22 protein-coding genes and 1 other RNA gene are annotated in these 24,130 nt (G+C 65.3%); 9 read left to right on the forward strand and 14 right to left on the reverse strand.

What is annotated here, in order from left to right; translation table 11 throughout:
- The first annotated feature begins 13 nt into the window (after window positions 1-13).
- From GDN70_RS11100 to GDN70_RS11115, 3 genes are all read left to right on the forward strand, one after another.
- Complete coding sequence (locus tag GDN70_RS11100; RefSeq protein WP_152102514.1) at window positions 14-3,625, forward strand: AsmA-like C-terminal region-containing protein; 3,612 nt, start codon at window positions 14-16, stop codon at window positions 3,623-3,625.
- A 370-nt stretch (window positions 3,626-3,995) separates the two neighbouring features.
- A complete protein-coding gene (locus GDN70_RS11110) occupies window positions 3,996-5,117 on the forward strand; it encodes a DUF2336 domain-containing protein (RefSeq protein ID WP_028145474.1) in 1,122 nt (373 codons plus the stop codon).
- 47 nt (window positions 5,118-5,164) lie between these two features.
- Complete coding sequence (locus GDN70_RS11115) at window positions 5,165-5,407, forward strand: hypothetical protein (protein ID WP_152102515.1); 243 nt, start codon at window positions 5,165-5,167, stop codon at window positions 5,405-5,407.
- A 56-nt stretch (window positions 5,408-5,463) separates the two neighbouring features.
- Here GDN70_RS11115 and GDN70_RS11120 read toward each other — a convergent pair whose 3' ends face one another.
- On the reverse strand, window positions 5,464-6,483 hold the full coding sequence (locus tag GDN70_RS11120) for a zinc-dependent alcohol dehydrogenase family protein (protein ID WP_028145472.1): 1,020 nt from the start codon (window positions 6,481-6,483) through the stop codon (window positions 5,464-5,466).
- A 24-nt stretch (window positions 6,484-6,507) separates the two neighbouring features.
- Window positions 6,508-6,981 (reverse strand): cyclophilin-like fold protein, encoded by a 474-nt coding sequence (locus GDN70_RS11125; RefSeq protein WP_244611227.1) that lies wholly within the window; start codon window positions 6,979-6,981, stop codon window positions 6,508-6,510.
- Window positions 6,982-7,110: 129 nt separating this feature from the next.
- Here GDN70_RS11125 and GDN70_RS11130 point away from each other — a divergent pair, with 129 nt between their 5' ends.
- Window positions 7,111-7,875 (forward strand): LysR substrate-binding domain-containing protein, encoded by a 765-nt coding sequence (locus tag GDN70_RS11130; RefSeq protein WP_152102516.1) that lies wholly within the window; start codon window positions 7,111-7,113, stop codon window positions 7,873-7,875.
- 44 nt (window positions 7,876-7,919) lie between these two features.
- Here GDN70_RS11130 and GDN70_RS11135 read toward each other — a convergent pair whose 3' ends face one another.
- The 12 genes from GDN70_RS11135 to ssrA form a co-directional block, all read right to left on the reverse strand.
- Entirely contained in the window at window positions 7,920-9,626 is a 1,707-nt protein-coding gene (locus GDN70_RS11135) for an ATP-binding protein (RefSeq protein ID WP_028145470.1), read from the reverse strand.
- Window positions 9,623-11,137: an ATPase domain-containing protein gene (locus GDN70_RS11140; protein ID WP_028145469.1), complete on the reverse strand. Its 1,515-nt coding sequence runs from the start codon at window positions 11,135-11,137 to the stop codon at window positions 9,623-9,625. The genes GDN70_RS11135 and GDN70_RS11140 overlap by 4 nt, the downstream gene beginning before the upstream one ends.
- A gap of 306 nt (window positions 11,138-11,443) precedes the next feature.
- Window positions 11,444-11,941, reverse strand: a complete 498-nt coding sequence (locus tag GDN70_RS11145) for a GNAT family N-acetyltransferase (RefSeq protein WP_028145468.1) — start codon at window positions 11,939-11,941, stop codon at window positions 11,444-11,446.
- Window positions 11,942-12,108: 167 nt separating this feature from the next.
- Window positions 12,109-13,212 (reverse strand): calcium/proton exchanger, encoded by a 1,104-nt coding sequence (gene cax, locus GDN70_RS11150; protein WP_152102517.1) that lies wholly within the window; start codon window positions 13,210-13,212, stop codon window positions 12,109-12,111.
- A gap of 94 nt (window positions 13,213-13,306) precedes the next feature.
- Window positions 13,307-13,588 (reverse strand): hypothetical protein, encoded by a 282-nt coding sequence (locus GDN70_RS11155; protein ID WP_028145466.1) that lies wholly within the window; start codon window positions 13,586-13,588, stop codon window positions 13,307-13,309.
- A gap of 191 nt (window positions 13,589-13,779) precedes the next feature.
- Window positions 13,780-15,651: a ferrous iron transporter B gene (locus GDN70_RS11160; protein ID WP_038947628.1), complete on the reverse strand. Its 1,872-nt coding sequence runs from the start codon at window positions 15,649-15,651 to the stop codon at window positions 13,780-13,782.
- Window positions 15,652-15,688: 37 nt separating this feature from the next.
- Window positions 15,689-15,964, reverse strand: coding sequence for a FeoA family protein (locus tag GDN70_RS11165; protein WP_018319701.1), 276 nt, complete (start codon window positions 15,962-15,964; stop codon window positions 15,689-15,691).
- Between the two features lie 124 nt (window positions 15,965-16,088).
- Window positions 16,089-16,340, reverse strand: a complete 252-nt coding sequence (locus GDN70_RS11170) for a ribbon-helix-helix domain-containing protein (RefSeq protein ID WP_018319702.1) — start codon at window positions 16,338-16,340, stop codon at window positions 16,089-16,091.
- On the reverse strand, window positions 16,337-16,525 hold the full coding sequence (locus GDN70_RS11175; RefSeq protein WP_152102518.1) for a DUF4169 family protein: 189 nt from the start codon (window positions 16,523-16,525) through the stop codon (window positions 16,337-16,339). The genes GDN70_RS11170 and GDN70_RS11175 overlap by 4 nt, the downstream gene beginning before the upstream one ends.
- 281 nt (window positions 16,526-16,806) lie before the next feature.
- Window positions 16,807-18,240: a class II fumarate hydratase gene (gene fumC / locus GDN70_RS11180; protein WP_038947627.1), complete on the reverse strand. Its 1,434-nt coding sequence runs from the start codon at window positions 18,238-18,240 to the stop codon at window positions 16,807-16,809.
- Window positions 18,241-18,329: 89 nt separating this feature from the next.
- Window positions 18,330-18,848 (reverse strand): SspB family protein, encoded by a 519-nt coding sequence (locus GDN70_RS11185; RefSeq protein ID WP_028145462.1) that lies wholly within the window; start codon window positions 18,846-18,848, stop codon window positions 18,330-18,332.
- A 110-nt stretch (window positions 18,849-18,958) separates the two neighbouring features.
- Window positions 18,959-19,324, reverse strand: a transfer-messenger RNA (tmRNA) gene (ssrA, locus tag GDN70_RS11190).
- Window positions 19,325-19,419: 95 nt separating this feature from the next.
- Here ssrA and GDN70_RS11195 point away from each other — a divergent pair.
- The 5 genes from GDN70_RS11195 (at window position 19,420) to GDN70_RS11215 (ending at window position 24,041) form a co-directional block, all read left to right on the forward strand.
- Complete coding sequence (locus tag GDN70_RS11195) at window positions 19,420-20,034, forward strand: chromate transporter (RefSeq protein WP_152102519.1); 615 nt, start codon at window positions 19,420-19,422, stop codon at window positions 20,032-20,034.
- Window positions 20,031-20,561, forward strand: coding sequence for a chromate transporter (locus tag GDN70_RS11200; protein WP_028145460.1), 531 nt, complete (start codon window positions 20,031-20,033; stop codon window positions 20,559-20,561). The genes GDN70_RS11195 and GDN70_RS11200 overlap by 4 nt, the downstream gene beginning before the upstream one ends.
- A gap of 94 nt (window positions 20,562-20,655) precedes the next feature.
- Complete coding sequence (locus tag GDN70_RS11205; protein ID WP_028145459.1) at window positions 20,656-21,417, forward strand: tripartite tricarboxylate transporter TctB family protein; 762 nt, start codon at window positions 20,656-20,658, stop codon at window positions 21,415-21,417.
- A 7-nt stretch (window positions 21,418-21,424) separates the two neighbouring features.
- Entirely contained in the window at window positions 21,425-22,939 is a 1,515-nt protein-coding gene (locus tag GDN70_RS11210; protein ID WP_028145458.1) for a tripartite tricarboxylate transporter permease, read from the forward strand.
- 121 nt (window positions 22,940-23,060) lie between these two features.
- Window positions 23,061-24,041, forward strand: coding sequence for a tripartite tricarboxylate transporter substrate binding protein BugD (locus GDN70_RS11215; RefSeq protein ID WP_028145457.1), 981 nt, complete (start codon window positions 23,061-23,063; stop codon window positions 24,039-24,041).
- The last annotated feature ends 89 nt before the right edge of the window (window positions 24,042-24,130 follow it).

Here is a 24,130-nt window from a genome sequence, read left to right on the forward strand (position 1 = left end):
CGAGGGGAGACCCGTGCAGACGACGCTGCTCGGATTGGCGATTGCCTTCATCATTGCGCTGCTGGCCGCGCTGATCGGGCCTTACTACGTCGACTGGAACCAGTTCAGGCCCCAGTTCGAGGCGGAGGCTGGCAAGATCATCGGCGTACCGGTGCGGGTCGCGGGCGAGCTCGACGCGCGGCTGTTGCCGGCGCCGACGCTGCGGCTGCGCCAGGTCACCTTCGGCGGCAACAACGATCTCGGTCGCCTGCGCGCCGACAAGCTCGACGTCGAGTTCAGCCTGGGCTCCTTGATGCGCGGCGAATGGCGCGCCACCGAGCTTTCGGTGGGCGGCATGGCGGTCGACCTCGGCCTCGATGCCCGGGGGCGGGTCGATTTGCCCTCCACCGCGAGCGGCACCTTCAATCTGGCCTCCCTCGCCATCGAGCGGCTGAATCTCACCGGCCGCATTGCGCTTCACGATGCCGCCAGCCGCTCGACGCTGGAGCTGAACGACATCGCCTTCTCCGGCGACGTCCGCTCGCTCGCGGGCTCGGTGCGCGGCGACGGCAGATTCACCGCCGCCGGGGTGCGCTATCCGTTCCGCGTCTCCTCGGGCCCGAGCGCCGACGGCAGCGCCACCCGTCTCCACCTCAACATCGATCCTGGCGAGCGCGCCATCCTCGCCGATCTCGAAGGCGTGCTCGCCTTCGACAACCGCCTGCCGAAATTCGACGGTGCGCTGACGCTGGCCGTGCCGGCGGTCAAGAAGGCGGGCGAGGCGGGTCCGACGCCGTGGAAGCTCACGACCAAGCTCAAGGCTGATCCGGCCGGCGCGAAGTTCGAGCAGATCGACGCGAACTTCGGCGCTGAAGACAATGCGCTGAAGCTCGGCGGCGTCGGCGACCTCAGATTCGGCGCCGCGCCGCTGCTGCGCGCGGTGCTGTCGGCGCGCCAGGTCGATGCCGACAAGCTCGCGGGCAAGGACGATGCCGAGCCGCTCCGCATCCTGCCGGCGCTGCGCGCGGGGCTGGCTGCCATTCCGCAGGCGCCGATCCCGGCGCAGATCGAGTTCAACTCCGACCAGATCATGCTCGGTGGCCGCCCGCTGCAGAACATCGCGGCCGAGCTTCAGACCGATGGACGATCCTGGACGTTCCAGCGGCTCGAGCTGCGCGCGCCCGGCATGACGCAGCTCTCGCTCAACGGCGCAGCCCCGGGCGCCGACAGTTTCAGCGGCCGTCTCAGCGTCGAATCCTCCGATCCTGACGCGCTGGTGGCCTGGCTCCAGGGCCGCAGCGAGATCAACCGCCGCAGCACGCGGCCGCTGCGTCTTGCCGGCGACGTGACGATCGCCGCCAACCATCTCGCCATCGACAGGCTGAAGGCCGACATCGAAGGCGGCACCGTCGAGGGCCGCATCGCCTTCGTGCAAACAGGCGCGAGCAAGGGCTCGCGGATCGACGCCGAGCTCAAAGCCGACCGTCTTGACCTCGATACCGCCGCAAGCTTCGTGCGCGCGCTTGCGGGGCCCCAAGTCGAATGGCCGGAAGAGGCAAAGCTCTCGCTCGATATCGGCCGCGCGATCTCCGCCGGCCAGGAGCTGCGGCCGTTCGCGGCAAAGCTCGCTTTCGGCCCCGCATCGCTGTCGCTGGAGCAGCTGCGCTTCGGCCAGGCCAGCGGCGTGACCACGGAGGCGAGCGGCAGCTTCGACCGCACCAAAGCCACCGGCAAGCTCGCGCTGAAATCCTCGGCCAATTCGCTGCGCGAGCTCACCGCGTTAGTCGAGCCGTTTGCGCCCGCGGTGCGCGCGCGTTTCGATGCCATCCCGTCATTGCCAGGCGCGACCCGCCTCAAGCTCGATCTCAGCCTCGACAAGAATGCCGAGCATGCCGATCGCAGCAATGCCCGCGCCGTGCTTGATCTCGACGCGCCGCAGCTCAAGGCGACGGCGACGCTGGCCGCGCAGATGCCGGCGGCGGCGGTCAACGGCGTCGATATCGACAAATTGCGCAACAGCGACTTCACGCTGGACTCGAAGGTATCGGCCCCGCAGGCCGGCGCGCTGCTGGTGCTGCTCGGGCTCGATCGCGTGGTGGCTGCAGGCGAGGGCGCTTCGCAATTCGAAGGCAAGCTGACCGGAGCGTGGCGGCGGCCGTTGCAATTGAACGCCAAGCTCAGCGGCGGCGGGCTGGACGCCGATGCGCAGGGCAGCGTCGAATTGTCGGAGCCGAAAGCCAGCGTGAATCTGCGCGTGCGCAAGGCCAATCTGGCGCCGCTGTTCGGGACCAGCCCGGCCGACAAATCGATGCAGGCCGTGAGCCTGTCCTCCCGCCTCACGCTCTCCGGCAACCGCCTGACCTTCGACGATCTCGACGGCAACGCGGCCGGCTCGCATTTGCGCGGTCATCTTGCGGTGACGCTCGATCAGGAAAGGAGCGTCGACGGCGAAGTCGGCCTCGATACGCTCGATCTGGCGCCCGCGCTCGCGATGGCGATCGGCGCCGCCGGGCACGAGTCCGGCGAGCCGCTGAGTGCTGGGTTGTTGGGCGGCTGGCGCGGCCGCATCGCTTTCCAGGCGCTGCGCGGGATGTTGCCCGGTGGCATCGAGCTGCGCCCGTTCGGCGGCACGCTTCGAAGCGACGGCCAGTCGCTCGCACTCGATGCGCTGAAGGGCGGCCTCAGTGGCGGCGAGATGTCGGCGAGCTTCGACGCACGCAACGGCGCGAATGGTCTTGCGCTGAACGCGCGCATCGATCTCAGCAATGTCGATGCGGCGACGCTGCGCTATCGCGATCTCGCGCTGCCGAAGGGGCGCGCCACGGTGCAGATGGCGCTGACCAGCCAGGGCCGCAGCGTCGCGGCGCTCACCGGCGCGCTCGCCGGCAACGGCGCGGTGACGCTAGACTCCGCGGAAATCGGCGGCCTCAATCCGCGCGCCTTCGAGATCGCCATCCGCGCCAGCGACGGTGGCCAGGTCGCCGACGACAACCGCCTGCGGCAGCTCGTCGAGCCCGCGCTTGCCGCCGCGCCGATCGCGGTGGCCTCGGCGCAGATCCCGTTCACGATCCGCGACGGACGCTTACGCGTCGGCGCGACCCCGCTCGAAGCGAAGAATGCCCGCGCCATCGTTTCCGGCGGCTACGACATTCCCGCCGACCAGGCCGACATCCGCGCCAGCCTGACGCCGATCATGACCGGGCTCTCCGGCGCCCCGCCCGAAATCCAGCTGTTCGCGGCGGGCCCGCCCGACAGGCTCAATCGCACGATCGACCTTGCGCCGCTGTCGTCCTGGTTGGCGGTGCGCACGATCGACCGCGAGACGCGCCGGCTCGACGCCATCGAGCGCGGCGAGCCTCCGCCGGCGACCGCGGCGCTGCCGACGCTGGTCTCGCCCGATCCCGCGCCGGAGCAGGCGCCGGTCAATGTGCCGCTGCCGGGCCAGGATCCCCGCCGCGCACCGTCAAAGCCGAAAGCCGCGCCGCTGCCAAAGGCCCCGCAGGCCGCGCCCGCCGCGCCAAGCCCGCCGCTCGCCCAACAGCTTGCGCCGCTGCCGCCGGCCATCGACGTGAAGCCTGCACCGGGTCCGCCGCCCGCCAAGCCCAAGCCGAAGCCGCCGCTGGTCCTGACGCCGCAGAATCCGTAAGGGTGACTTTAGTGAGATGAACGCGCGGGCTCGGTGCAACCTCTCCCGCTTGCGGGGGAGGTCGGCGCGAAGCACCGGGTGGGGGCTCTCTCCACATTGGGAGTCTCTCCGTTGAGACAGCCTCTCCCCAACCCTCTCCCGCAAGCGAGAGAGGGAGCGCACCTTCCGAGCCGCCTTGTCCGTCCGTGAATCCATTCCCTCGCATTTGAATGAATTTTGCCCGGCAAAACTGATTTGCCGATTTTACCGAATTCTCGCGTTTGATCTCTAGCGTCAGTTCCCAGAGGAATCCGGTGTCCCGCCACGAGCGGCGGGGCGCCGCGCCAAAAGAACTGCCAAGAATTACTCGCCAAGAACTGGGGTTATCGAGATGAACGGGGCGAAAACGCTTCTACAGGATCTGGACGACGCGATCGCGCGCGGCACTGACGAGAGCCGGGCGAAGGCGTTGTGGCATGCGACCGACATTCTGATCACCGGCCGCTACAGCGACGACGAGATCAGCATGTTCGGCGAGGTCATCGGGCGGCTCGCCGACGAGATCGAGGTCGCCGCGCGCGCGCAGCTCTCGGAGCTGATGTCGGCATGCGATCACGCTCCGCTCAACGTCATCGAAAAGCTGGCGCTCGACGACGAGATCGAGGTCGCCGGTCCCGTGCTGCGCGACTCCACTCGTCTCGACGAGAAGATGCTGGTCGAGAGCGCCATGACCAAGGGCCAATCGCATCTACTCGCAATCGCCCAGCGCAAATCGATCGGCGAGGCCGTCACCGACGTGCTGGTCAAGCGCGGCGATCAGGAGGTCGTGACCTCGGTGGCCAGGAACGAGGGCGCGCGCTTCTCCGGTTCGGGCCTGTTGCACATGGTCCGCCGCGCCGAAGGCGATTCGATCCTCGCCGAGCAGCTCGGCCTGCGCAAGGACGTGCCGCGCCACATCTTCCAGCAGCTGATCTCGAAGGCGTCGGAAGACGTCCGCCGCCGCCTCGAGACCGAGCGGCCCGAAATGATGGCGCAGATCCAGAGCTCGGTGACCGAGGTCACCGGCGATCTTCAGTCCAAGTTCGGCCCGTCCTCGCGCAGCTATTTCGTCGCCAAGCGCGTGGTGACGACGCAGTATCGCCAGGGCAACCTCAACCAGGATTCGATCTCGAACTATGCGCGCCAGCACCGCTTCGACGAGGTGCAGATCGGCCTGTCGCTGCTGTCGGCGTTGCCGGTCGACGTGATCGAGCGCGCGATGATGGACCGCAACCGCGAGATGATTCTGGTGCTGTGCAAGGCGCTCGACTTCTCCTGGGACACGACCATGTCGCTGCTGTTCCTCGGCGCCAAGGATCATCTGATCACGGCGCGCGAGCTGCACGACAACGAGCGGGATTTCGGCCGGCTGAAGATCGAGACCTCGCGCAGCGTCTTGAAGTTCTACCAGTCGCGCAAGACCGCCGGCGATTCCACCGCGGGCGGCCGTCAGCCCGAGCTTCAGGTCCACTGAACAGGTGCACTGAGCATCGTCCCGGACTTCAAAGGGGAGTATTTGCAATGTTGCCTCAATTCGGCACCGCGGTTCGCAAGAAGAACCTCAACAGCGCCGTGACCGCCGATCTCGGCGCGGGAGCGCCCGACAAGGCGTCGGTGGACGCTGCCTGGCTCGTGCTGGAAGCCGCCAATGACCTCGGCGACCACGCCGCGATCGACGCCTGCCGGCGTGTCATCGACGCCGAGCTGACCGGCACGGTGGCCGGAAGCTCGGACATCGATCTCGTGCTGGGGTATTTCCGGTAAGCTGCCTCCCACACCGTCATCATCTCTCTCGCTTCGCCGTGAGGCGTCGCCCCATCTTAGAGGGTGATCAACGTCTTGATCGCGCGCCGTTCGTCCATGGCGCGGTATCCCTCGGCGACGTCGGACAGCGGCAGCTTGAGGTCGAACACCTTTCCCGGCTTGATCTTGCCGGCGAGGACGCGGCCGATCAGGTCAGGCAGGAAGCGCCGGACGGGGGCCGGTCCGCCGAGCATGCGCCGCTGCGCGAAGAACATCGCCTGGCCGTCGAAGGTCACGCCGTGCGGCACGCCGACATAGCCGATTGATCCGCCGGGCCGCGAACAGGCGATCGCCTGCGCCATCGATTCCTGCGTGCCGACGCACTCCAGAACGGAATCGGCGCCGACGCCATCGGTGAGGTCCTTGATGCGGGCAATGCCCGCCTCGCCGCGCTCGGCCACGATGTCGGTGGCGCCGAATTCGACCGCCAGCTGCTGCCGCGTCTTGTGTCGGCTCATGGCGATGATCCGCTCGGCGCCCATCTCCTTGGCCGCCAGCACGCCCATCAGGCCGACGGCGCCGTCGCCGACTACGATTGCGGTCGATCCCTTGCGAACGTTGGCGGCATCGGCGGCATACCAGCCGGTGCCAAGCACGTCGGAGGTCGCGAGCAGGTCGGCAATGAGATCGGGTGACGGATGCTCAGCGGTTGCGACCAGGGTGCCGTCGGCCAGCGGAACGCGCGCGTAGGGGGCTTGCGCGCCCGACATGAATTCGCGCTGGACGCAGGAGGAATGGAAGCCGAAGCGGCAATGCGGGCAGGTGTTGTCGGAGATGCAGAACGAGCCGACGACGAACTGCCCGGGTCGCACCGTCTTCACCGCGCTGCCGACCTCCACGACCACGCCGCAATATTCGTGGCCCATGTGCTGCGCACGACCGTCGATCGGCTGCAGGCCGCGATAGGGCCAGAGGTCGGACCCGCAGATGCAGGTTGCCGACAGCTTGATGATGGCGTCGGTGGGCTTGAGGATCTTGGGATCGTCGACCTCTTCGCAGCGGATGTCGCCGGGACCATACATGAGTGTTGCCAGCATGGCTGAACCTTTCGGGTTTGATCGTCAGGAGAGAAGCTCGAGCCGCAGCGGATATTTTCCGCGCGTGAGCAGGGGCTGAGCGCCGCCGTCGAGATGGCCGAGACGGATCAAGCCCTTCGAGTAGCGATAGCTGCCGTGGAAGAAGGCGAGATTGCCCCAGGGCGCGAAGTAGCAGAGATCGCCCGGCGCCTCGTCGGCGAACGGGACGCTGTCGAGCTCCGTCAGCTTGCGCGGCAGATAGGCGATCTTCTCGTTGGTCGAATAGTCCTCGATGGCGAGGTCGAGCGGCAGCAGAGCGACGAGGTCCCTCGCCGACGGGTTGTCCAGAAGGGTTGCCGTAAAACTGTGGCGGTCGAAGGCGCATCGCATCTGCATGTTCGCAGCTCCCGTCCGCCCGGCGGCGTTCGTCACGGTGAGGCCGGCGACGGAGCCGGGCACCGCGGCGATGGCCACGAGGCCGCCGACAACGGTCCGGCGCGTGAAGCAACGTCTGGACATGATACATGCGCCTGTGGTCGGGGCCGGAGGGCACGAGAGCCGCGGCCGCCTCCGCCATTGGACATAACGCCCGGCGGGCGATCCGATTAGATGGATTAATCCGCTTGCGTTGATCGATGGGAGGCATAAATGGGAACTCTCGGCGGTGGAAGGCGATGGCCAGGCAGGATTTCAACGACCTTCGCCGGCGAGCGGCTGCGGCAAGCGATGGCACCGCGCATCGCGAAGATCGAGGCCGACATCGCCGACCTCATGGCGTTCCGCGACAAGCCGTCCGGGCGGACCAGGATGACGATCTCGAACCATGCATTCGAGAGCGTGGTGTGGCCGAAGCTGGAGCCGGTCCTGAAGAACTATCCGGACATCAAGCTCGAAGTCAGCCTCGACAGCGGATTTCGCGACATCGTCGAGGAGGGTTTCGATGCCGGCGTCCGCCTCGGCGAGAGCGTCGAAAAGGACATGGTCGCGGTGCGGATCGGGCCGGATTGGCGCGTGGTGGCCGTGGCTTCACCCGGCTACTTCGCCGAGCACCGCGCGCCCAAGCATCCCCACGAGCTCGTAGGGCACAGTTGCATCAACCTGCGAATGGAACGGGCGGGCGGGCTTTACGCGTGGGAATTCGCCAAGCGCGGCCAGGAGCTTCGCGTCCGGGTCGACGGGCAATTGACGTTCAACAGCTCCTACACCCAGGTCGAGGCGGCCCTGAGGGGATACGGCATCGCCTACGTTCCGGAGAACATCATGAAGGCGCACATCGCCTGGGGCGACCGCGCGTTGGTGCTGGACGACTGGTCTCCGACGTTCGACGGCCACCACATCTACCATCCGAGCCGGCGCCAGAACTCGCCCGCCTTCAAGGTTATCGTCGACGCACTGCGTCATCGCGGGAAGTGACGGCGGCCGGCGATGCGGTTCGGTGCCGTCCCGTTCGTTCGAAGTCAGTACGAACCCGAGCGCTTTGATCCTGCATCGAGCCGTAGACTTGACCTCGCCGCGCTCAGCGCCGCAGACAGCTCGTCGATGTGGTAGGGCTTCGCCAGGATCTGGATGCCCGCCGCCTGCGCCTCATGGACGGAGGCTTCGGCGTAGCCGCTGGTCAGCAGAACCGGTATGTCGTTGCGACGCCGTTTGATCTCGTGTGCGAGTTCAACCCCATTCATGCCGCCGGGCATCATGATGTCCGAAAAGATCACATCGACGGAGCGACCATCGGCCAAAGCGCCGAGAGCCGCGGCAGCGCTGGCGGCGCGTGTGACTTCGTAACCGAGTTGGCCGAGCATCTCGGCGACCAGTGCGGCAACCTCGTCGTCGTCTTCGACCAGCAGGATTCGGCCCTGGTTGCTTTTCTTCGGTCGCACCCTGGTGAGGTCGATGAGGTGCCGCTCGCTCGAAGGGACATCGAACGATCGCGGCAGGTACAGTTCGATGCTCGTGCCCCGGCCGGCCTCCGATTGAATGCGGACCGTGCCACGAGACTGCGTCGCAAATCCATGGACCTGCGCGAGCCCAAGTCCCGAGCCCTTGCCGACGTCCTTGGTCGTGAAGAAGGGCTCGAAGACCCGCGACAGGATCTCCGGAGCCATGCCGACACCTGTGTCGATCACGGACAGCCGGACATAGTCGCCGGCGATCTCCGCGTCGTTCAGCTCGGGCAGGTTTTCGCCGCGGACGAGGATCGTGCCGCCGTTCGGCATGGCGTCGCGGGCATTGACGGCCAGGTTGAGGATCACCAGCTCGAGCTCCCCGGGATCGACCTCCACCGGCCACAGCGAATCCGGAAATTCGAACTCGACATGGACGTCGCCTCTCAGGCTTCGATCGAGCAGCTCGCGCATGCCACCGATCTGTGCGGCGACGTCGACGGGTTCCGGGCGCAGCTTCTGTCGGCGCGAAAACGCCAGAAGCTGCTTGGTCAGGCTGGCCCCGCGCTGCGCCGCCTGGATCATCCCGTCCATCAAGCGGCGACGGCGGTTGGGGTCCGTCTGGCGGTCGAGCATGTCGAGGCCGCCGGAAATCACCATCAGCAGGTTGTTGAAGTCGTGAGCTACGCCGCCGGTGAGCTGGCCGATGGCTTCGATCTTCTGAGCCTGGCGAAGCGTCTCCTCGACGCGAGCGCGCTCGTTCATTTCGAGACGCAGTTGCTCGTTGGCTTCCTTCAGTTCGCGCGTCCGCTCGACCACCAGCTTCTCGAGCTCCTGCGCGGTCTGCTCGCGGGCCTCGAGCAGAGCCCGGATTTCATATTGACGCCGGCGTGCCCGGATCGCCGACTGGATGGCGCTGGTCAGCGTGATCGGCTGAACCGGCCGTTCGAGCAGCGAGACGTTACGGAGAAGCTCGACGATACTGCGTCGCCACGCGACGACCGCCGGCTGTTCTCGATGGCTGGTGAGAACGACAAAAGGGAGGTCGGACCACGGCGGTTGGCGCTCGATCCATTGTGCCAGCGGCGCCGTGTCTCTCCCGAACAATCCTTCCTCGGCCAGGAAGACCGCGCCCACGCCTTCGGTCATCGCGCTGACGAGCGCGGACAGATCGCGGCAGTTGACCGCCTCCAGGCTCGCGCCGCGAAAGAGTTCGGTCGATGCCGGCCCGTCGCGGCCGATCGGGGCGAATACGAGAACGCGGTGATCCGGGTCGAGGCTCATTCGAATGGCCCTTCCGGCAGTGCCCTGCCGGTATAATGCGGATTGCCGGAAAAGATGCCGCTGAACTCCTGCAGTGGCGGGCCGAGCCTGATCCCGCTGCTGCCAAGCCGGAATTCGCGAATGCTATGCTCGTGATTGCCGCTACGCTTCTTGACGACTGACAAGGCGCGCCGCACCGTTCCACCGAATTCGAAATAGCGCAGCATCAGCACTGCATCGCTCAAATAGCTGATGTCGAGCGGCGTATCCATGGGACCTACAAGCCCATGCTGAGCGAGGATCAGGATAGTGAGGACTCCCTGCTGTGCCAGGTAGCTCAGGAGTTCATGCATCTGCAGGATGAGAAAACGTTCATCCGGCATCGCGTTCAGGTAACCGTTCAGGCTGTCGATGACGACAAGGCGGGCGTTGTCGGCCTCGACGCTTCGGCGGAGCGTCGCCGCGAACTCACCGGGCGACAGTTCGGCCGGATCGATCTGTTGAAACCGGATTTTTCCCGAGGCGAGATGTTTCTCCAGAGGCAAGCCAAGTGTCCGTGCACGTGCTTCGACCGTTCCACGGCCTTCATCGAATGCGAAGAATACGGCGTGCTCGCCACGTTCGGCCGCCGCAATGGCATAGGTCAGTGCGACCGACGACTTGCCCGCACCGGCAGAGCCGAGCAAAAGCGCGTTGGTGCCGCGTTCGAGCCCGCCTCCCAAGAGCTGATCGAGCTCGGCGTTGCCGCTGGACATGGGCTCACCGGCGAAGGACTTGTGATGTTCGGCCGCGACGAGCCGGGGGAAGATCCGCAAGCCGCCTTCCGAAATTGTAAAATCGTGGTAACCACCGCGAAACCGGATGCCCCGCATCTTGATCACGCGAAGACGGCGCCGCTCGGCCCCATAGTCGATGGCGAGCTGTTCGAGCATCACCACGCCGTGCGCAATCGAATGCAGTTGCAGGTCGTCCTGAGAGGACGAGAGATCGTCGAGGAGAACGACAGTGCAGTTGCGGTTGGTGAAAAAGTGCTTCAGGGCCAGAACCTGACGCCTATAGCGCAGCGGGTTCTGCGCCAGCAGGCGCAGTTCGGACAGGCTGTCGAGCACCACGCGGGTGGGATCAATTCGTTCGACCTCCCTGAAGATCAAATTGGTGGTTTCGCTCAGCTCCATTTCGGCGGGATGGAAGACCGTGAGCTCGCGCTCCGGGTCGAGCGTCGTCTCCGGTGGCACCAGTTCGAAGATGTCGACCCCGTCCAGCGACCAGCCATGCCGACGCGCGACGACACTCAGCTCCCTCTTGGTTTCGGACAGGGAGATATAGAGCACGCGTTCGCCATCACGCACACCTCTCAGAAGGAATTGCAGCGCGATCGTGGTCTTGCCGGTGCCGGGCCGGCCCTCGTAAAGATACATCCGATTGGCGTCCAGGCCGCCGCCCAGGATGTCATCCAGGCCGTCGCTGCCGGTCGAAACTCTCGGCGAATCCTTAAGGTCGCTGTCTGGAGCAGCCCTCGACGGACCGGTCATTGAACCCCCTCGCGCATATCTTCCGGAAGCTGATTTTGCCCGAGCGCCCAGAGGCTGGCAGCCGGGGTTGGACCGAAGAAGAGGTCCTTCCAAGGAACTCTTCAGACAGGAACGAGTTCCCGCAAAGAGGTTTGCCCGGGCGATCGGTGGCCCCGGCTTGAGCTATCGTGCAAGAAGCCAGTTGCGGGTCGGGAGCGTCCAAGGGACGAGCCGCAATAGACTGTGCCGATAGCTCGGTGCTGTCGGTTCAAAACTGAACACAAGCTCCTGTGCTCGCCGCAGGTGGATCCGGTCGCATCGTGGCGGTCATCGCCTTGCGCGGTAGATCACCACGTCCTCGCCGTGACGACTCGTGCGCCGCTCGAGCAGGTAATTCGATTTCTCCAGCACGCGGCGCGATGCGCCGTTTGCGGTATAGACGATGCCGATGAGAGACGGCAGCTCGAGTTGTGACAGCCCGATCTCAGTCAGCTCGGTCGCGGTCTCGCTGGCAAATCCCCGGCCCCAGAGACTGGGTGTGAACGCGTAGGCGATCTCGATCTCGTCCACGTCATCCACCAGGATGTGCCGGATGCCGGCCCGCCCGGCAAATGCGCCGTCTTTCGTGCGCAGGGTCCACAGGCCAAAACCGTATTGATCCCAGTGCGCCATGTTGACGGCGAGATATTTCTCCGTTGCCTCCGCCGAACGCACGCCGCCGATGTAACGCGACGCTTCGGGATCCAGATGGAGCGCGACGAGGTCGGCGAGGTGACTTTCGTTCAGCCTCTCGGCGGTCAGGTTGTCGGTACTGAAGCGATCCATGGAAGCAGGGTGTCGCGCGGAGCTGGTCGCGATCTGGATGTTGTTGAGGCCGATGATGCCATCGTGCCGCTGTTTTGCCCGACAGGTCAACCGGCTCGCGGCCTTTAGGTTTTTGTTCAAGCATGGTCCTTTCGGGAAAACCGCCGCGCACTTTTCCGGATCATGCTTTAGACCGGGCCGTGCGAGCCGGGCGGGACCATGTAGAGCGTCATCGCGAAGATCGTGTAGATGCAGAGCAGGAGGGCACCGACGAACCAGGCGGAGCGTCCGCCATTGGTGACGAAGCTCGTCACCACGGTGGCGATCATGACCATGGTCACCGCTCCCGGCCAGAATTGAAGGTCCATGGGCTGCGGCCCGACGACGTAGCTCAGCAGCACGAGAACGGGTGCGACGAACAAGGCGATCTGGCTGGCGCTTCCGAGCGCGATGCTCACGCTCAAGTCGAGCCGGTTGCGGCGTGCCGCGGAAAACGCCACGGCCATCTCGGCCGCAGCCCCGACCAGGGCAACGACGATGAATCCGACGAATGCCGGGGTCATGCCGAGCGTTTCGGCGGCCTTCTGCACCGATGTCACGAAGATCTCGCTCACGAGTGCCACCAGCACGGTGACGATTCCCAGTGTCGGAACGGCGATCGCAATCGGCAGTATCGGGCCGCCTGCCTCGCCATGGTCGCTGCTTGCAAACAGCTCCTTGTGCGTCTTCAGCGAGAACAGCAGGCTGAGACCGTAGGCCGCAATCAGCAGGACCGCCAAGGCGGTGCTCAAGCGCTGCACCGTCGCCTCGTGGCCGGGAAAGTCGAGGTCGGCCACGGCCGAGGGTGACAACAGGGCGATCGTGGCCATCAGCAGCAGCGCGGAATGGAGCCTGCCGCCTGTCCGGTTGTATTCCTGCACGCGATGCCTCAATCCGCCCAGAAACAGCGATGCGCCCAGCATGAATAGCGAGTTGGTCACGATCGCACCCGCAATCGAGGCTTTGACCAGCATGTATTGACCGGCCTGCAACGCCGTGACCGCGATGATGAGCTCCGTGAGATTGCCAAGCGTGGCGTTCAACAGCCCGCCGACCGCATCGCCGGTCTTCTCGGCCACGGCCTCCGTCGCGTGGCTGAGCAGGCTCGCGAGCGGCACGATGGCGATCACGGCCAGCACGAACAGCAGCGTATGCGCGTCCGGCATGACATGCTCGAGCACGATCACGACAGGCACGACAGCCAGCAGCCACAGCAGCGGGCTGTGCCGGATTTCCCTGAGCAGCGCGTTCATGGTCCGTCCTACGCGGTCAGACCTCGACGCTGCCGCCGGAGTGGGGCCCGGTGTTGATCTAGCTCAACGGCTTGTGCGCCCTCGAACCGGCGCCTCAATAGCAGGGCGGATAGGGGTGATATCCACAAGCCCGGCGATAGCCATAGGCGCCATAGGCGGCAGCTCCCGCCGCTGCGGCACCGTAGTAAGCCCGCCGATGGACCCTGCGGTTGACGCCGGCAACGCTTCCCGGCGTGAGCGGGCGTCCGACGCGGGCCTCGGCGGTGTCAACGGACACGGCGAGCGCATCCACCGGCGAGGTGTGGAACGACAGGGGCGCTGCCGTGAACAGCGCGGCGGTGACGAACAGTCCGATCAGCTTGGCATGTCCAGTCATGTGCTCTCTCCCTTTGCAGGACGACGAGAAAGCGTGACAGGCGGGTGAGGTGGACCATTGACCGAAATCAATGGTCGCGGTTTCCTGGGATCGCCTGGCCCGGATGATTCCTGCACTCGCGTAAGCCATTGATTTCACAACCCCGGTCTACTGTGCATGGGGTTGTTTTCGCAATTTTAGTTTTGAGGGCTTCAGCCGGCGCCCAGCGCCACCGCGACGTTGTACGTCAGGAGGCTCGCGGCATAGGCCAGCACCAGCATGTAGGTGAAGGTCACGGCCATCCAGGTCCAGCTTCCGGTCTCGCGCCGGATCACGGCCAGCGTCGAGGCGCATTGCGGCGCGAAGATGTACCAGGCCAGCATCGACAGCGCGGTGGCGAGCGACCATTTCGTCGCGAGCACCTGGCCGATCTGCTCGGCCGCTTCCTTGCCGCCCTCGATCGCATAGACGGTGCCGAGCGCCGCGACCGCGACCTCGCGCGCCGCCATGCCCGGGATCAGCGCGACCGCGATCTGCCAGTTGAAGCCGACCGGGGCGAGCAGGGGTTCGAGCGCCTTGCCGATGATGGCGGCGAGGCTGAAGTCGATGGCGGGCTCGGTGGCGCCCGCCGGCGGCTGCGGGAACGAGGCCAGGAACCAGATCAGCACCATCATCGAGAAGATCGTGGTGCCGGCGCGCACCAGGAACATCTTGGCGCGGGTGTAGATGCCGATCGCGATCGATTTCAGCTGCGGCATCTTGTAGTCCGGCAGCTCCAGCATGAACGGCGCCGGCGCAAAGTCGCGCAGCATGAAGAACTTGATCAGGAACGAGACGGCAAGCGCGCTGATGATGCCGGCGGCGTAGAGGCCGAACATCACGAGGCCCTGCAGGTTGATGAAGCCCCAGACGTCCTTCGCAGGGATGAAAGCCGAGATGATCAGCGTGTAGACTGGAATACGCGCCGAGCAGGTCATCAGCGGCGCGATCAGGATCGTGGTCAGCCGGTCGCGCTTGTTGTCGATCACGCGCGTCGCCATGATGCCGGGAATGGCGCAGGCAAAGCTCGACAGCAGCGGTATGAAGGCGCGGCCGTGCAGGCCGGCGCCGCCCATGATGCGATCCATCAGGAACGCGGCGCGCGCCATATAGCCGAAATCTTCCAGCAGCAGGATGAACAGGAAGATGAGGATGATCTGCGGCAGGAACACAATGACGCTGCCGACGCCGGAGATCACGCCATTCTGCAGGAAGCTCTGCAACAGGCCGTCGGGCAGGGTGGCCTGCACGAGCTCCCCGAGCGCGTCGAAGCCGGACTTGAGCACGTCCATTGCTGGTTGCGCCCAGGCGAACACCGCCTGGAACATCACGAACAGGATCAGCGCGAGCACGATGAGGCCGCCGACCGGATGCAGCACGATCGCGTCGATCCGCGCGGTCCAGGTGTCGGGCCTAGCAGGCAGGCTGACGCAGTCGGCGATGATGCGGTCGGCCTCGCGCTGGGTCGCGCGCAATTCGGAGACGCTGAGCGCGCGCCAGCTGTTCGCCGCCGCCTCGGCGGCGAGCCTTACCGAGATCTCGTCGGTCAGCTTCAAGAGGTCGGCGGTGCCGCCCTTGCGCACCGCGATCGAGGTGACCACGGGCAGGCCGAGCTCCTTGGCGAGCCGCTCCGTGTCGACGGTGATGCCGCGGCGGGCCGCGATGTCGAACATGTTGAGCACGAGCAGCATCGGCCGTCCGGTGCGCTTGAGCTCGAGCAGCAGGCGGATGGTCAGCCGCAAATTGGTCGAATCGGCCACGCACAGCACGAGGTCGGGCACGGTCTCGCCGGACGCCTTGCCGAGCACGAAGTCGCGGGTGATCTCCTCGTCGGGGCTGCGGCCGCGCAGCGAATAGGTGCCGGGCAGGTCGACCACCGAGACCTGACGTCCCAGCGGAGTGACGAAGAAGCCTTCCTTGCGCTCGACGGTGACGCCCGGATAGTTTGCGACCTTCTGCCGGCTGCCCGTCAGGGCATTGAACAGCGAGGTCTTGCCGCTGTTCGGCGTGCCCACCAGGGCGAGATGCAGCAGGGGTAATTCCATGGAATCACTGGTCCGGGATCAGAGGTCCGGTCGCTGTCTAGGCGACGATGATGGCCATGGCTTCGCGGCGGCGGACCGCAATCGTGATGCTGTCGACCCGCACGGCGATCGGGTCGCGCCCGACCAGCCCCTCGTGCAGGACCTCGACCCGGGCGCCCTCGACGAAGCCGAGCTCGATCAGGCGGCTCTCGAGCTCGATGTCGGAGAGCGCCGAGCCCGCCTCGCGAGCGGAAAGATGCTGGATGACGCCGGTATAGCCGCGCTGGGCCAGACCCAGCGGCATGTGCGGGCGCGTGTCATTGGTGTCGGTCATGCCCTGTATTTTCAACGCAAGGCATTGAGGTCAAGCGCGCGCGCCCCCTGAAACCGCACCTTAGAGTGATTTTAAAGTGCGGGTGGCGGAGCGCCGTCGAAGGCGCCCCCGAGGGCTGGGTTGGCTACTGGGCCGCGACCTTGTCCGGCTGGGGGGCCATGGCCCGGCTCTTGAAGTAGTCCAGCACGAACAGGCGGATCGCCGACGACAAATTGCCCTGCTGGCGGTTGTTGTCGATCTCGCCGACCAGCTCGGACAACGTCATGTTGCGCAAGCCGGAAATCTCCTTCATGCCGTTCCAGAACGCCTCTTCCAGGCTGACGCTGGTCTTGTGCCCGGCGACGACGATCGACCGTTTCACGACGGGCGACTTCATGGCTGCTCCTCGCGATCGATCTGATGCTGATCCAGATGCGCTTTCGCCTTGTCCGCGCGCGTCTCCTGCGCCGACCGTTCCGCCTTCGTGCGGCCGAACTTCGTCCGGTTGGCGTCCGCCCGCTTCGCCGAGGCTTCCCGTTCGGCGCGCTTCCTGAAACGATTCAGGTTGATGACGTTCCCCATGCCGCGTCTCCATCATCCGATCCTTTCCAGGCAGGATGAAACACTCAGAAACAGGGTGCCGCACTGCGCCCCACAAGACTTGATCGCCATTCGCTTGTCCTCGTCAATCGGCCTCTAGGGCCATCAAACGATGAATTTCGCCCCCTTCGAGGGGCGGAAGGGCTGCGTAGCACGCCGTCCTGCCGGAACATTGACGGTAATCAAATCCCGCCCCCAAAGCCGCACATTTCTAGGGCGCCGAGCGTCCGTATCATTACGGATGGCTATCGGAATTCGGAGTTCTATCCCGGGCTGGTCATCTTCTCGGGGCGTACCAGGCGATCGAACTCATCAGCCGAGACGAAGCCGAGCCGCAGCGCCTCCTCCTTCAGCGTGGTGCCGTTGGCATGGGCCGTCTTGGCCACCTTGGCGGCGTTGTCGTAGCCGATCTTCGGGGCGAGCGCCGTCACCAGCATCAGCGAGCGCTGCATCAACTCACTTATGCGCTTTTCGTCGGCACGGATGCCGCTCACGCAATGCTCGGTAAAGGACCGCGCCGCATCCGCCATCAGGCGGATGGAGTGCAGCATGTTGTGGGCGAGCACGGGCTTGTAGACGTTGAGTTCGAAATGGCCCTGGCTGCCGGCCACCGTGATCGCGGTGTGATTGCCGAACACCTGGCAGCACACCATGGTCATCGCCTCGCACTGGGTCGGATTGACCTTGCCCGGCATGATCGAGGAGCCCGGCTCGTTCTCCGGCAGGACAAGCTCGCCTAGGCCTGAGCGCGGGCCTGATCCCAGGAGGCGGATGTCGTTGGCGATCTTGAACAGGCCTGTCGCGACCGAATTGATGGCGCCGTGCGCCAGCACGTAGGCGTCGTTGGAGGCCAGTGCCTCGAATTTGTTGGCGGCGCTGGTGAAGGGCAGCTTCGTGATCCCGACCACGTGCTTGGCGAAAAGCTTCGCGAAGCGCGGCTTCGAGTTGAGGCCGGTGCCGACGGCGGTGCCGCCCTGCGCCAGCGGATAGAGGTCCTTCACCGCGACCTTGAGCCGGGCGATGCCGCTTTCGACCTGCGCGGCATAGCCGGAAAACTCCTGGCCGAGCGTCAGGGGCGTGGCATCCTGCGTATGAGTTCGGCCGATCTTGACGATGTTTGCGAACGCCTTCTCCTTTTTGCGCAGCGCGCGGAGCAGCTCATCGAGCGCAGGAATGAGATCGGCAGTGATGCGACTTGCGGCCGCGATGTGCATCGCGGTCGGAAACGAATCGTTCGACGACTGGCTCATGTTGACGTGATCGTTGGGATGCACCGGCTTCTTGGCGCCGAGCTCGCCGCCGAGCAGCTCGTTGGCGCGGTTGGCGATCACCTCGTTGAGGTTCATGTTGCTCTGCGTGCCCGAGCCGGTCTGCCACACGACGAGCGGGAAATGGTCATCGAGCTTGCCCTCGATCACCTCGCGGGCGGCGCGGATGATGGCGCCCGCGCGGCGCCGGTCGAGCAGGCCGAGCTCGAGGTTGGACTGTGCCGCGGCGAGCTTGACGATGCCGAGCGCGTGCACCAGCGAGATCGGCATGCGGTCGGTGCCGATGCGAAAGTTCTGGCGCGAGCGTTCGGTCTGCGCGCCCCAATAGCGGTCGGCAGGGACCTCGATGGGACCGAAACTGTCGGTCTCGATGCGGGTGGTGGGGCGGGCGGTCTTCGCGCGGGCGGCTTTGGCCATGAGCACATCCATTCTGCCGCGCGAAACACCGCGCGGCTCTTTCGTGTGCTTCTCTATATAGGGAGTTCGGCCGCGTGCGACGGGTTCGGGTCCAACCTAGATCATTTCTTGCGGAAACGATCGAGCCGCACGACTTCGGCGCCGCCCTGGTTCGGGGCCGCCGGCTCCTCCGTGCTTTCCGCCGTTTCAGGGGCGGGCGTCTGCACGGCGACGGCCGATGGCGCGGGAGCTGTCGGCAGCGTCTCGGGCGCGACCTCGGCGACGTCAGACGTGTCGAACTGCAGGCCGAACTTCACGGACGGATCGAGGAAGCTCTTGATGGCGCTGAACGGCACGATCAGCCGCTCCGGAATGCCGCCGAAGGACAGGCCGACCTCGAAGCGGTCCTCGAGCACGGTCAGGTCCCAGAACTGATGCTGCAGGATGATCGTCATCTCTTCCGGATATTGCGCCAGCAGCCGCGACGACAACTTCACGCCCTCGGCCTTCGACACGAAGGTGATGAAGAAATGGTGCTCGCCCGGCAGGCCCTGGGCCGCGGCATCGGTCAGCACCTTCCGCAGCACGCCGCGCAGCGCGTCGCGGGCCAGCACATCGTATCGGATATGATCGGTCGCCATGGTGGTCCTGTTGCATCCCCGAAGCCGGACCGTGCCGACTCGCCAAGCCGCAATAGTACCGCGCCTGACGGGTCAGCAGGAGTCCCCGCCGGGGAAGAAATCAAGAGTAAAGTGGAGGCTTCTGTTGCCAGGTGCCTCCGAACCCCGCCTAACGGAGCTTAACCCGTTAGGACTTTAAGATGGTCTTTCAAACTGCGTTACGCAGCCTGAGCAACCGGAGCAAAGTTGTCGTTGGCAACTATTGCAGTAGCCCGATAACGGCGGAACAATACCGGGAAAAAGTACGCCCTTTACGCCCTCGTCGATCCTATTTCGCCCCCGCCAAAGCCCGCTTCGGGATGACCGGTTGGTGGGTTTTGGTGGAGGCGCCGGGTACCGCCCCCGGGTCCGAATGGTTTATTGCGACGACCGTTTATTTCCATAGCCGGCGAACCGGCAGCCCCAATATAGGGCGCAAAGGTTTCGAATGACAGGTGTTTCGCGCGGCGATCCCACGGTTCCCTTTGGATAGGTTCCGGACGGGCAGGGCAGGAGCTTGGCGGCGTGGCGACCGGCCCTCTAAGCTCCTGTGATGCCCGACGATTCCGCACCGGCGGCCCAACCAGATCAGGTGCCGGATCAACCGGCCGCCGGTGCCGCGTCGCCCGGCCTGCTCGCGCTGTTCCTGGCCTTTGCCCGGATGTCGCTGGCCGGCTTCGGCGGGGTCTTGGTGTTTGCCCGGCGGGCGATCGTCGAGCAGCACCGCTGGATGAATGCGGACGAGTTCAACGAGACTTTTGCGCTCTGTCATTTCCTGCCCGGACCCAACATCGTCAATCTGTCCATGGTGTTCGGATCAAGGCTGCGCGGCATCGCGGGCGGGCTTGCCGCCTTTGCCGGGTTGTTGCTGCCGCCGACGCTGATCATGACGGTGCTTGCGATCATCTACGCCCGTTACGGTGACCTTGACGTGCTGCGCCGCAGCCTCGCCGGCATTTGCTGCGCGGCGGTCGGTCTCTTGATCGCGGTAGTGTTCCGCATGATGACGCCGCTGCTGAAGAGGACGGATCCCCTCGCACTGATCCTGATGGCCGGCGTGTTCCTCGCCATCGGCGTGCTCCGCCTGCCGCTTCCGGCGGTGCTGCTGGTCGCGATCCCCATCAGTGTCGGCGCCACTTTTTTCCTGCGGCGGAAAGTAGCAGCATGAAGCCTGAGAATCCGATCTGGGCGCTGATCTCCACCTTTGGACTAATGTCGCTGTTCGCCGTCGGCGGCGCCGCGGCGGCGGTGCCCGAGATGCACCGCATTGCGGTCGAGGTGCATCACTGGATGACCGATAAGCAGTTCACCGACGCCTATGCGATCGCGCAGCTCTCGCCAGGTCCGAACGTGCTTATCGTGACGTTAATCGGCTATGCCGTCGCCGGCATCCCCGGCGCGCTGGCGGCGACGCTGGCGATGTGCCTGCCGACCGCGTTGCTTGCCTATTATGTCAGCCGCCTCCTGAATCGGCCCAGCAAATCGCGCTGGCCCGGCTTGATCCAGGCTGCACTGGTTCCGCTTTCGATCGGATTGATGGCGGCGAGTGCCCTGATCCTGGCCCAGTCGACCGATCGCACAATTGCTGCAGTGCTTCTGACCGCAATGGTTGCGGTGATCGCCTCGGTCTCGCGCATCAATCCACTCTGGCTCCTGCTCGCCGGGGGACTGTTGGGTTTTGCTGGCATTGTGTAATGAAAATCGCTAGGCAGTGGTCGGGCGGGGGATCCATTTCCAGCCGATTTAGAACAACAGTGCTCGTGACTTACGGGTCGCGGAGGAGACATGCATGGCCGATACGATGGGCCACTCGGCGACTGCCACCCGAAACACATCGGTGGCGCTCGGCTTCTGTCTGCTGGCGATTGCGCCGCAGATTTTCGAATTCATCTGGTCGATAGGGACGATTTTCGGTTGGGGCGCGGGCCGCGGCCCGGCCACGGTCGTGATCAGCCACGCCACCGCGTTGCTCGTCGGTGCGCCCGGTACGTTGATGGGAGCGGCCACCGGTGACACCAAGAAGGCGTCGTCCGAGGTGCTGCTCGCGCTGATCTATTCCTATCCGATCTTTGCGGTGGCGATCGTCACGCTGTTCATGACCATCAAGTCGGCGCAGGACTATGTCGGCGGGGTCATCCTGATGGCGCTGGCCCTGTTTGCACTGTGGGCCTCGAGCGATCTGCAGGGGATGCGCGGCTTCTCCTTCGGCGCGGGCACTGCGCCGCGGATGTTCGGCGGACTGCTGGTCGCCTTGTCCGCCGGCATCGCCCTGACCGGCCTTTTGACCGATGGGCCGGCGATGGCCCATTACTCATGGCGCGGGCCGATGTTCGTGATGGCGGCGATCCTGTTCTTCGCGCTGGCGATCCGGCCGCTCGGCCTCGTGGTCACGGCCTTTGCGAGCTTCATGATCGCCGCGACGGGGTCGCACGAGACGCGCTGGCTGGAGGCCGCCATCGTCGGCGCCTGCCTGACGATCGGCTGCGCGATCCTGTTTCCGTACGTGCTCGGGCTGCCGATGCCGATGTACCCGCGTTTCCTGATCCAGTGAGGGTGTGATGGATATCTTTGCCAACCTCGCTCACGGTTTTGCAGTCGCGCTCTCTCCGATCAACCTCCTGATGTGCCTGATCGGCGCCCTCGTCGGCACGCTGGTCGGCGTGCTCCCGGGCATCGGCACCATCGCCACGGTCGCGATGCTGCTACCGATCACCTTCGGATTGCCGCCGGTCGGCGCGCTGATCATGCTCGCCGGCATCTATTACGGCGCCCAGTATGGCGGCTCGACCACGTCGATCCTGGTCAATATTCCAGGTGAGGCGACATCGGTCGTCACCGCCATCGACGGTCACCAGATGGCCAAGCAGGGCCGCGCCGGCCCGGCGCTGGCGATTGCGGCGATCGGCTCGTTCTTCGCCGGCTGCGTCGCGACCGTGCTGATTGCCGTGCTCGGCGCGCCGCTCACCAAGCTCGCGCTGGCGTTCGGCCCGGCCGAGTATTTCTCGCTGATGGTGCTCGGCTTGATCTTTGCGGTCGTGCTGGCCAAGGGCTCGGTGCTGAAGGCGATCGCGATGATCGTGTTTGGCCTGCTGCTGTCGATGGTCGGCTCGGACATCGAGACCGGCGCCTCGCGCATGGCCTTCAACATTCCGGAGCTCGCCGACGGCCTCGGCTTTGCGACGGTGGCGATGGGCGTGTTCGGCTTTGCCGAGATCATCCGCAATCTCGACGCCGGTGCCGAGATGAACCGCGACCTCGTGCAGCAGAAGATCACCGGCCTGATGCCGACCAGGAAGGATCTGATCGACTCGACGCCGCCGATCCTGCGCGGCACCGTGCTCGGCTCGATCCTCGGCATCCTGCCCGGCGGTGGTGCGGTCATCGCCTCGTTCGCGGCCTATACGCTCGAGAAGAAGCTTGCCAAGGATCCGAAGCGGTTCGGCCGCGGCGCGATCGAGGGCGTGGCGGCGCCGGAAAGCGCCAACAACGCCGCCGCGCAGACCTCCTTCATCCCGCTGCTGACGCTCGGCATCCCGCCGAACGCGGTGATGGCGCTGATGGTGGGCGCGATGACCATCCACGGCATCGTGCCGGGTCCGCAGGTGATGCAGAAGCAGCCCGACCTGGTCTGGGGCATGATCGCCTCGATGTGGATCGGCAATCTGATGCTGATCATCATCAACCTGCCGCTGGTCGGAATCTGGGTCCGGTTGCTCCGCGTGCCGTACCGGCTGATGTTCCCCTCGATCGTGATCTTCTGCGCGATCGGCATCTACTCGGTGAACAACGCGCCGGTCGACGTCATCCTTGCCGGCGTGTTCGGTCTCGTCGGCTACTGGCTGATCAAGCACGATTTCGAGCCGGCACCGCTGCTGCTCGGCATGGTGCTCGGACCGCTGATGGAAGAGAACCTGCGCCGTGCGCTGCTGATCTCGCGTGGCGACTGGAGCGTGTTCCTGACGCGTCCGCTGTCGGCGGTGCTGCTCGCGATCGCGGCGAGCCTGCTGCTGCTTACGGTGCTGCCTGTGTTGCGGTCGAAGCGCGACCAGGTGTTCACGGAGTCCGAGAACTAGGTCCTGCGTCGGCGCGCCGCATTCGGAAGTCGAATCGACTTGTGTTACGGCTTCGTGAAATGAAAATGCCGGCCTTTGGGCCGGCATTTTGCTTGTGTCCAAGGGAACGACGGGGATCGACATGACCTTCATTCGCGCGCTCACGAGCGCATGTGCCGCAGCGCTCGCCTCGCTGTGCGCTTTTGCTGCGCCCGCCGATGCGCAGACTTATCCGACGCGCAGCATCACCATGATCGTACCGTTCGCGGCTGGCGGACCGACTGACGTGATCTCGCGCATCGTCACCGGGCATATGGCGCAGACGCTGGGACAGAGCATCATCATCGAGAACGTGGTCGGCGCCGGCGGCACCACCGCAACCACCCGCGCCGCGCGCGCGGCCAATGACGGCTATACGCTCATCACCGGGCATATGGGCACGCATGCCGCCTCCGTGCCGCTCTATCCCAAGCTCGCCTATCATCCCGAGAAGGACTTCGAGCCGATCGCGCTGCTCGCGGGTACCCCGATCCTGATCCTCGCGCGCAAGGACTTTCCGCCGAAGGATTTGAAGGAGTTCGTGGCCTATGTGAAGGCCAACGCCGAGAAGGTGAACGCTGCCCATGCCGGCGTCGGCTCGGTCTCGCACGTCTCCTGCGAGCTGCTGCACTCGATCCTCGACATCAAGCCGGTCGGCGTGCCCTTCAACGGCACGGGACCTGCGATGAACGCGCTGGTGGCGGGGCAGGTCGACTACATGTGCGACCAGATCGTCAATGCCGTGCCGCAGATCAATGCCGGCACCATCAAGGCCTATGCGATCGCAACGCCGGAGCGCAATCCGTCGCTTCCGAACGTGCCGACGACGGCAGAAGCGGGCCTGCCGAAATTCCAGGCCCAGGCCTGGAATGCGATGTTCGCGCCCAAGGGAACCTCGCCGGCGATCCTGGCCAGCCTGAACGCTGCGGCCAACAAGGCGCTCGACGACGAGACCGTGAAGAAGCGCCTGCTCGAGCTCGGCAGCGTCATCCCGGGTCCCGCGGAGCGGACGCCGGAGGCGCTGGCCACCCTCGTGAAGAACGAAATCGCGAAATGGACCCCGGTGCTGAAGCCGGCAACTTAGGCAATGCGATCAAGCTGATAGGGCAAGGGGCGGGACGTAAGTTCCGCCCCTTGTCGTTTGCGCCGGGAGGACTCACTTTTCCGGGTATA

Source organism: Bradyrhizobium sp. TM102 (assembly GCF_009176685.1).
Classification (GTDB): Bacteria; Pseudomonadota; Alphaproteobacteria; order Rhizobiales; family Xanthobacteraceae; genus Bradyrhizobium; species Bradyrhizobium ottawaense.

What these genes read in the sequence shown, in the direction of transcription:
- GDN70_RS11110 (WP_028145474.1), top strand. Translation starts at nt 3,996, where the DNA reads ATGAACGGGGCGAAAACGCTTCTACAGGATCTGGACGACGCGATCGCG.
- GDN70_RS11115 (WP_152102515.1), top strand. Translation starts at nt 5,165, where the DNA reads ATGTTGCCTCAATTCGGCACCGCGGTTCGCAAGAAGAACCTCAACAGC.
- GDN70_RS11120 (WP_028145472.1), bottom strand. Translation starts at nt 6,483, where the DNA reads ATGCTGGCAACACTCATGTATGGTCCCGGCGACATCCGCTGCGAAGAG.
- GDN70_RS11125 (WP_244611227.1), bottom strand. Translation starts at nt 6,981, where the DNA reads ATGTCCAGACGTTGCTTCACGCGCCGGACCGTTGTCGGCGGCCTCGTG.
- GDN70_RS11130 (WP_152102516.1), top strand. Translation starts at nt 7,111, where the DNA reads ATGGGAACTCTCGGCGGTGGAAGGCGATGGCCAGGCAGGATTTCAACG.
- GDN70_RS11135 (WP_028145470.1), bottom strand. Translation starts at nt 9,626, where the DNA reads ATGAGCCTCGACCCGGATCACCGCGTTCTCGTATTCGCCCCGATCGGC.
- GDN70_RS11140 (WP_028145469.1), bottom strand. Translation starts at nt 11,137, where the DNA reads ATGACCGGTCCGTCGAGGGCTGCTCCAGACAGCGACCTTAAGGATTCG.
- GDN70_RS11145 (WP_028145468.1), bottom strand. Translation starts at nt 11,941, where the DNA reads ATGGATCGCTTCAGTACCGACAACCTGACCGCCGAGAGGCTGAACGAA.
- cax (WP_152102517.1), bottom strand. Translation starts at nt 13,212, where the DNA reads ATGAACGCGCTGCTCAGGGAAATCCGGCACAGCCCGCTGCTGTGGCTG.
- GDN70_RS11155 (WP_028145466.1), bottom strand. Translation starts at nt 13,588, where the DNA reads ATGACTGGACATGCCAAGCTGATCGGACTGTTCGTCACCGCCGCGCTG.
- GDN70_RS11160 (WP_038947628.1), bottom strand. Translation starts at nt 15,651, where the DNA reads ATGGAATTACCCCTGCTGCATCTCGCCCTGGTGGGCACGCCGAACAGC.
- GDN70_RS11165 (WP_018319701.1), bottom strand. Translation starts at nt 15,964, where the DNA reads ATGACCGACACCAATGACACGCGCCCGCACATGCCGCTGGGTCTGGCC.
- GDN70_RS11170 (WP_018319702.1), bottom strand. Translation starts at nt 16,340, where the DNA reads ATGAAGTCGCCCGTCGTGAAACGGTCGATCGTCGTCGCCGGGCACAAG.
- GDN70_RS11175 (WP_152102518.1), bottom strand. Translation starts at nt 16,525, where the DNA reads ATGGGGAACGTCATCAACCTGAATCGTTTCAGGAAGCGCGCCGAACGG.
- fumC (WP_038947627.1), bottom strand. Translation starts at nt 18,240, where the DNA reads ATGGATGTGCTCATGGCCAAAGCCGCCCGCGCGAAGACCGCCCGCCCC.
- GDN70_RS11185 (WP_028145462.1), bottom strand. Translation starts at nt 18,848, where the DNA reads ATGGCGACCGATCATATCCGATACGATGTGCTGGCCCGCGACGCGCTG.
- GDN70_RS11195 (WP_152102519.1), top strand. Translation starts at nt 19,420, where the DNA reads ATGCCCGACGATTCCGCACCGGCGGCCCAACCAGATCAGGTGCCGGAT.
- GDN70_RS11200 (WP_028145460.1), top strand. Translation starts at nt 20,031, where the DNA reads ATGAAGCCTGAGAATCCGATCTGGGCGCTGATCTCCACCTTTGGACTA.
- GDN70_RS11205 (WP_028145459.1), top strand. Translation starts at nt 20,656, where the DNA reads ATGGCCGATACGATGGGCCACTCGGCGACTGCCACCCGAAACACATCG.
- GDN70_RS11210 (WP_028145458.1), top strand. Translation starts at nt 21,425, where the DNA reads ATGGATATCTTTGCCAACCTCGCTCACGGTTTTGCAGTCGCGCTCTCT.
- GDN70_RS11215 (WP_028145457.1), top strand. Translation starts at nt 23,061, where the DNA reads ATGACCTTCATTCGCGCGCTCACGAGCGCATGTGCCGCAGCGCTCGCC.